Source organism: Clostridium sp. BSD2780061688st1 H5, from assembly GCF_005845155.1.
Classification (GTDB): domain Bacteria; phylum Bacillota; class Clostridia; order Lachnospirales; family Lachnospiraceae; genus Claveliimonas; species Claveliimonas intestinigallinarum.
Window position 1 is genome coordinate 127,734 of sequence record NZ_SPGT01000008.1, and the last position, 6,534, is coordinate 134,267.

A 6,534-nucleotide genomic window follows, 5' to 3' on the forward strand; every position below is an offset into this window, starting at 1 on the left:
GAGACATGAAGGTTTTATTGATCAACGGCAGCCCCCACGCAAAGGGAAATACGGCTGCGGCCCTGGAGGAGATGAAGAAGATTTTTGACGGGGAGGGCATCGGGACAGAGATCCTCCATATCGGGAATAAAGTTATCAGGGGCTGCATTGCCTGCGGCTCCTGCGGCGACAAGGGCAAGTGTGTCTTTGACGATGAAGTCAATGCGGCGGCATCCAAATTTGAGGAATGTGACGGCCTCGTGGTGGGAAGCCCCGTGTATTACGCGTCAGCCAACGCCACGCTTGTCGCCTTTCTGGACCGCCTGTTCTACAGCACCCACTTTGACAAGACCATGAAGGTGGGAGCCAGTGTGGTAGTGGCAAGAAGAGGCGGCCTGTCAGCCACCTTTGACGAGCTGAACAAGTATTTCACTATCTGCGGCATGCCGGTGGCCTCCAGCCAGTACTGGAACAGCGTCCACGGGCAGGTGCCCGGTGAGGCAGCCCAGGATCCGGAGGGGCTGCAGACTATGCGCACTCTGGCCAGGAACATGTCCTTCCTCATGAAGAGCATCGCCCTCGGCAAAAAGGAGTACGGCCTGCCGGAGAAGGAAGCCAGCCAGTTCACCAATTTTGTGCGGTAATAGATTTCCTGCGGCAGCATAGCAGGGAGAACAGTATAGGAACAGAAAATGCCCGGGAGAGGAGCGCATCTTTGGAGAGCGCCCTTCCCGGGCTTCCTTTTGCCGGCACAGGTTCTGCCGGGGAAGGCGGAAGGAGTTCCGAATCATATAGGATATGGCAGGCAGTCAAAGAGCAGGCGGCACAGAAGGCAGGCCAGAAGCCCCATCCCGGTAGGCAGAAGGACGGCCACCAGCGTCCATTTCAGGCTGCCTATCTCTTTGTGTATGGTCAGGCAGGTGGCGGCGCAGGGCCAGTGCATGAGGAGGAAGAGGGCCGTGCAAAGAGCGGTCTGCCAAGTCCAGCCGTTTTCGGCAAATACGGAGAAAATGATCTGAGGGTCTGCGATGTCCAGCAGGGAGCTGTTTCCCATATAGATCATGAGCATGAGGGGGATCAGGATCTCGTTTGCCGGAAGACTCAGGATAAAGGCTGTGAGAATTGTCCCATCCAGTCCAAAAATCCGGGCCAGGGGATCCAGGAGGGCGACCAGGCGGGCCAGGAGGGAGACATCCCCCGTCCGCACATTTGCCAGAGCCCAGATGAGGAGTCCGGCCGGAGCCGCTACGGTGAGAGCCCGGCCAAGTACAAAGAGGGTTCTGTCGAGCATGGAGCGAAGGATCACCTGACCGACTTTAGGCCTCCGGTAGGGCGGAAGCTCCAGAGTGAAGGAGGAGGGCATGCCTCTAAGGAGCGTCCTGGACAGAAGAAAGGAGGCAAAGAGGGCTGCCCCTGTGCAGAACAAAAGAGTGCCGGCCAGACAGAAGGCGGTCAGAAGGGAGGCGGCAGGGCCTCTGCGCCCGCCTGCGGCGAACAGGGTGATCAGTGTCAGGAGGGCGGGAAACTTTCCGTTGCTGGGGATCAGGCAGGAGGTCAGGACTGCGATCAGCTTCTCCCTCGGAGAGTCGATAATGCGGCAGCCTGTGACGCCCACCGCGCTACAGCCAAGACTCATGCACATGGTCAGAGCCTGCTTCCCGCAGGTGCGGCATTTCTGAAAGCACCGATCCAGGTTGAAGGCGATCCTGGGCAGGTAGCCGCTGTCCTCCAGCAGGGTGAAGAGGGGGAAAAAGATGGCCATGGGAGGCAGCATCACGGAGACCACCCAGGAGGAGACCCTGTAGACGCCGCATATGGCCGGCTCGTACAGGGAGGAGGGAATCCCCAGGCTCTGCGCCGCTGACAGGAGTCTGCCCTCCAGGGAGGAAAGGCAGCCGGACAGCAGGGCAGAGGGGACGGAGGCGCCGCTGACAGTGATCCAGAAAAGGCACAGAAGGAGGAGAAAGAGGATGGGAAATCCGGTGATCCTCCCGGTGAACAGAGCGTCCAGCTTCCGATCCCTTCTGTCGCAGGCAGCACTGTCGCAGGTCACGGCCTGGCGGCAGATCTCTTCCGCGCGGCGGACAAGGTCGGCGGACTGTGCCGGAGGCTTTTGGGCGGCGGAAAGATTGCTCTTACCGCCGGAGCTTTGAGATGACTGCTCCAGAGCCCGGAGAAGAGGAGCTGTCCCTCCACGGCTTCTGGCAGAGCAGGCGGCAACCGGGATGCCGAGAAGGGTGGATAGAATATCAGTCCGGATATGTATCCCTCTCCTTGCGGCCTCGTCCATGAGGTTGACGCAGAGGATCACATGGTCAGACAGAGACAAAAGCTGCAGGGCGAGGAGAAGGCCTCGCTCCAGGCAGCAGGCGTCGCAGACCGCCACAACCAGGTCGGGGGGCTGGCTGAGAAGAAAGTCCCGCGCGATCTCCTCCTCCTGGGAGTGGGACAAAAGAGAATAGCATCCGGGAAGGTCAGTGACCTGATAGAGGACGCCTTTGTGGCGAACTGTGCCCCGGGCCAGCTCTACCGTCTTTCCGGGCCAGTTGCCCGTGTGCTGGCGCAAGCCGGTCAGAGCGTTAAAGAGCGTGCTTTTTCCCACATTGGGATTTCCTGCAAGAGCGATTGTCTTTATCGTCCATTTCTTTTCCTGATTCAATTGCTGTTTCCCCCTTGTTGATCATTGCTGGTTTCAGAGACATAGGACGTAGCTTCCCATGCTATGTTCACCTGGGAGGCGTCCGCTTTGCGCAGGGCAATGACCGTCCGGCGGACCAGGTAGGCGCAGGGGTCTCCCAGAGGACTTCTGCCCGTGCATTTTACCAGGGTTCCGGGCACAAAGCCCAGATCCAGGAGGCGAAGGCGCAGACGGCAGCCCTCCCGGAAGCCCAGGATGCGTCCTTCCATTCCCGGAGCAAGATCCGCCAGGGAGCCTGACTGGGAGGAGGGAACGGTATAGGATGGCGTACTGTTCATGATAAGCTCACCTTGAGAAGACAGAGAGTTGTTACTTTATCCTATGCTGCCTGCCGGAAAATGCCACATCGGAAGGAGAGGAGAAAAAGGCAGTTGCAAAGCGAACACATGTTTGCTATGATAAACATGGTGGAGTATCGAGATAGCAGATGAGAGACAAACGAGGTGACGATTTATCATATGGAACAGATGACATTGTTTGACCAGAGAGAGGAGATGACTCCTCTGGCCAACCGGCTGCGGCCGGACACGCTGGATGATTTTGTGGGGCAGGAGCATCTGCTGGGACAAGGGAAGATGCTCCGGCAGATCATAGAGAGGGATCAGATCTCCTCCATGATCTTCTGGGGACCTCCGGGTGTGGGAAAGACGACCCTGGCCAGTATCATCGCCGGGCGGACCAATGCGGAGTTTATCAATTTCAGCGCGGTCACCAGCGGGATCAGGGAGATACGCTCGGTGATGGAGGCGGCGGAGATGAGCCGCAGGGCGGGCAGAAGAACCCTGCTCTTTGTGGACGAGATCCACAGGTTCAACAAGGCCCAGCAGGACGCCTTCCTGCCCTATGTAGAGAAGGGCAGCATCATCCTCATTGGGGCTACCACGGAAAATCCTTCCTTTGAGATCAATGCCGCGCTCCTGTCCAGATGTCGTGTCTTTGTCCTGAAAGCGCTGGAGGAGAGGGATCTGCTCCGCCTCCTCGAGAATGCCCTGACAAATCCCAGAGGCTTTGGGGGACAGAACGTGCAGATCACAAAAGAGCAGCTCCAGGCCATCGCCGCCTTCGCCGGAGGCGATGCAAGGACGGCGCTGAACACCCTGGAGATGGCGGTTCTCAACGGGGAGATAAAGGAGGACGGCATCCTGGTCACCCGGGAGGGGATGGAGCAGTGCATCAGCAGAAAGTCCCTTCTCTACGACAAGACAGGGGAGGAGCACTACAACATGATCTCAGCTCTCCACAAGTCCATGCGGAACAGCGACCCGGACGCGGCCATCTACTGGATGTGCCGGATGCTGGAGGGAGGGGAAAATCCTCTGTACATTGCGAGGAGACTGATCCGCTTTGCCAGCGAGGATGTGGGGATGGCGGACAGCCAGGCTCTTCAGGTGGCGGTGGCCGCCTACCAGGCCTGCCATTTTCTGGGAATGCCGGAGTGCGATGTGCATCTGACTCACGCAGTGGTCTATCTGGCTATGGCCCCCAAGTCCAACGCTCTCTACACGGCCTGCGAGGCCTGCAAAAGAGATGTGCGGACAGGAAAGGCTGAGCCGGTTCCTCTGCAGCTTCGCAACGCGCCCACAGCTCTTATGAGGGAGCTGGATTACGGAAAGGGCTACGAGTACGCCCATGACAGTGAGGAGAAGCTGACCGCCATGGAGTGTTTCCCCGAGTCCATGAGGGGAACCGTCTACTACCAGCCCACAGGGGAGGGGCAGGAGAGCCAGGTGAGAGACAGACTGGAAAAGATCAAGAAATGGAAAAGAGCTCATCTTGACAAAGAGGGACGTTCAGAATAACATGGAAGAAAGGTATATCATTACGGATGAGGAGGAAAGCGGGATGCGGGGGTCCTGCACAGAGCACTATGAAAAAATCACCGGTTTTTAAAGCGTTTCTTCTGATCCTTGGCTGTCTGTGCTGCAGCATCGCGACCAACTGGATCATGATTCCCAACGGTCTGGCAGCGCCGGGAATCACAGGTATTTCCATGACCATTGAGCATTTCACAGGGATCAATTACGCGCTGATCTACTATGCCATCACCATTGTCATTTTGATCATCACATGGCTGACGCTGGGGAGAAAGGATGCGTCCAATATCGTCATCCTCTCTATCCTTTACCCCATGGTTCTGTGGGTGCTGAGCTTTGTGGATGTGCAGATCATCTTTGAGGAGAAGCTCATCGCCCTGGCGGCGTTTGGAGTCCTCTACGGAGTGGGGATCGGTATTCCCTACCGGATCGGATTTTCCTATGGCGGGGATGACACGGTGGCAAAGATACTGAAGAAGACCATCTGGAAGTCCACGGAGCTGAAGAAGATCTACTCCTTTGAGGAGGTCATCATCCTTCTTTTCATGACCCTGGCCTTCAGCCTGGATCAGCTGGCCTACGCCTTTGCGGGACAGCTCATCTATGTGAACAGTATGAACTATGTGGTGTTTAACCTGGGACCAAAGCTGTACGACGTGCAGATGATCGGGAAGAATATGGAGAAGATCGAGGATTTCGTCATCAACACTATACACAAAAGTGTGACCATCTACCACGACGCCATGGGAGGCTACTCAAAGGAGCCCAAGGTCCAGATGAGCTGCGTGTGCAATTCCAGGGAGTACGTGCAGCTCCGGGAGTTTATCAAGGAGGGAAGCTACGACTGCTTTATCAAGGTCATTCCCCTGATTCACGTATTTGGGAACAACCGTGACTTCCACAGACTGGACGATGAAAATATCGAGTAAGAATAGCAGATTAAATGTGCTCCTGTTTGAGGGCAGCCAGAGCTCTCAGCTCTGGCCAAGCGTGTGGGCTGCCTTTATGACAGTATCCTGGATGAAAGCCTCTCCCATCCGGGTGTCCAGACAGAGGTGGTAGTTGGGGGCAGATCCCCAGGGACGCCGGGTGTAGTAGTGATAATACTCCGCCCGGTGCTGGTCTGTCTGACGGATTTTCTGGCGTGCCTTCTCCTCAGTCAGTCCCTCTCGTGACATGATATAAGCTGCAGCGCAATGAGAAACAGGCTGAATATGACAGTGAAGGTTCCCAGTGTCATGGGGAAGTGCAGACTAAGCACATAGGGGATGGAAGAAATAGGAGAGGTGCCAAGATCCGCCTTTGTGATCAGGCTCACCCCGAATGCATTGATAAAAAGTCCGATAAAAAATAAGATATAGCGTTTTAATTTTTCCAAATTTTATCTGCCTCCTTCTGAAAGATTATCGTAGATTCTCTGGAAAATTCTCATGAATACCTCCCGATCCTCTTCTGCTATGCCCTGAAAAACCTGTTCCTCCAGGCGCAGAAAGGCGTCCCTGACTGCCTCCTGGTCTCTTCGGCCGGAGGGGGTTAAAAAGACATGGCGAGAACGCCGGTTGCCGTCAAGCATCCTGCGCTGGATCATATTTTTCTGTTCCATCCGGTTCAGAACGGCGGTCAGAGATCCGGGCTCTATGTGGCAGGCCGCCGCGATTTCTTTCTGGGTGGCTCCGTTGTGGTCCTGGAGATAGTCCAGTACCTTGGGCTGGCCGGCTGTGAGCTGACGGCACTTCAGGCTGTCCAGGAGACGCCTGTGAAACATGGCGTGGACGGACATGCTGAGATAGTGGAAAGAAAGCTTCTGAGCATACATGGGAATGTTCCTCCTTTTGTGCATCGCCGGCAGCGTCCATGCTGTACGCACAGGCAGCATCGCACTGCGGGCGGATACTATGGATAAAATATTAGAATTCAAACAGTTAGAATTATAATTATATGGAAAGGAAAAGTCAAGAATAAAAAAGAGGGTGTCCCAAAAGTCACGAAGTGACTGAAAGGACACCCGACTATAAAAAAGGAGAACGGTTACCACGCCGTTCT

General features: G+C 55.9%; 8 protein-coding genes. 3 read left to right on the top strand and 5 right to left on the bottom strand.

The features are described 5' to 3' along the window. Positions 1–5 precede the first annotated feature (5 nt). A complete protein-coding gene (locus tag FGQ86_RS07205; protein WP_138303318.1) occupies positions 6–623 on the top strand; it encodes a flavodoxin family protein in 618 nt (205 codons plus the stop codon). 143 nt (positions 624–766) lie between these two features. On the opposite strand, the gene FGQ86_RS07210 is transcribed toward FGQ86_RS07205, so the two are convergent. Further along, complete coding sequence (locus FGQ86_RS07210; protein ID WP_138303319.1) at positions 767–2,638, bottom strand: ferrous iron transporter B; 1,872 nt, start codon at positions 2,636–2,638, stop codon at positions 767–769. Beyond that, a complete protein-coding gene (locus FGQ86_RS07215) occupies positions 2,635–2,955 on the bottom strand; it encodes a FeoA family protein (protein ID WP_138303320.1) in 321 nt (106 codons plus the stop codon). Before FGQ86_RS07215 ends, FGQ86_RS07210 begins: the two co-directional genes overlap by 4 nt. A 180-nt stretch (positions 2,956–3,135) precedes the next feature. On the opposite strand from FGQ86_RS07215, the gene FGQ86_RS07220 reads away from it, so the two are divergent. Both FGQ86_RS07220 and FGQ86_RS07225 read left to right on the top strand, forming a co-directional pair. Further along, positions 3,136–4,476, top strand: coding sequence for a replication-associated recombination protein A (locus FGQ86_RS07220; protein WP_033125493.1), 1,341 nt, complete (start codon positions 3,136–3,138; stop codon positions 4,474–4,476). 68 nt (positions 4,477–4,544) lie between these two features. After that, a complete protein-coding gene (locus tag FGQ86_RS07225; RefSeq protein ID WP_138303321.1) occupies positions 4,545–5,420 on the top strand; it encodes a YitT family protein in 876 nt (291 codons plus the stop codon). Between the two features lie 45 nt (positions 5,421–5,465). Here the strand turns inward: FGQ86_RS07225 and FGQ86_RS07230 are convergent, their stop codons facing one another. From FGQ86_RS07230 to FGQ86_RS07240, 3 genes are read right to left on the bottom strand one after another with little or no spacing between them, the layout of a single operon-like run. After that, the gene (locus FGQ86_RS07230) at positions 5,466–5,669 is read right to left on the bottom strand and encodes a cytidylate kinase family protein (RefSeq protein WP_033125495.1); all 204 of its coding nucleotides are present in this window, start codon (positions 5,667–5,669) and stop codon (positions 5,466–5,468) included. Next, positions 5,651–5,869, bottom strand: a complete 219-nt coding sequence (locus FGQ86_RS07235; protein WP_033125496.1) for a DUF6198 family protein — start codon at positions 5,867–5,869, stop codon at positions 5,651–5,653. The genes FGQ86_RS07230 and FGQ86_RS07235 overlap by 19 nt, the downstream gene beginning before the upstream one ends. A 3-nt stretch (positions 5,870–5,872) precedes the next feature. Then, complete coding sequence (locus FGQ86_RS07240; RefSeq protein WP_243127183.1) at positions 5,873–6,307, bottom strand: MarR family transcriptional regulator; 435 nt, start codon at positions 6,305–6,307, stop codon at positions 5,873–5,875. Positions 6,308–6,534: the final 227 nt, after the last annotated feature.

Coding starts and splice junctions, on each gene's coding strand:
- FGQ86_RS07205 (WP_138303318.1), top strand. CDS start 6: ATGAAGGTTTTATTGATCAACGGCAGCCCCCACGCAAAGGGAAATACG.
- FGQ86_RS07215 (WP_138303320.1), bottom strand. CDS start 2,955: ATGAACAGTACGCCATCCTATACCGTTCCCTCCTCCCAGTCAGGCTCC.
- FGQ86_RS07220 (WP_033125493.1), top strand. CDS start 3,136: ATGGAACAGATGACATTGTTTGACCAGAGAGAGGAGATGACTCCTCTG.
- FGQ86_RS07225 (WP_138303321.1), top strand. CDS start 4,545: ATGAAAAAATCACCGGTTTTTAAAGCGTTTCTTCTGATCCTTGGCTGT.
- FGQ86_RS07230 (WP_033125495.1), bottom strand. CDS start 5,669: ATGTCACGAGAGGGACTGACTGAGGAGAAGGCACGCCAGAAAATCCGT.
- FGQ86_RS07240 (WP_243127183.1), bottom strand. CDS start 6,307: ATGTATGCTCAGAAGCTTTCTTTCCACTATCTCAGCATGTCCGTCCAC.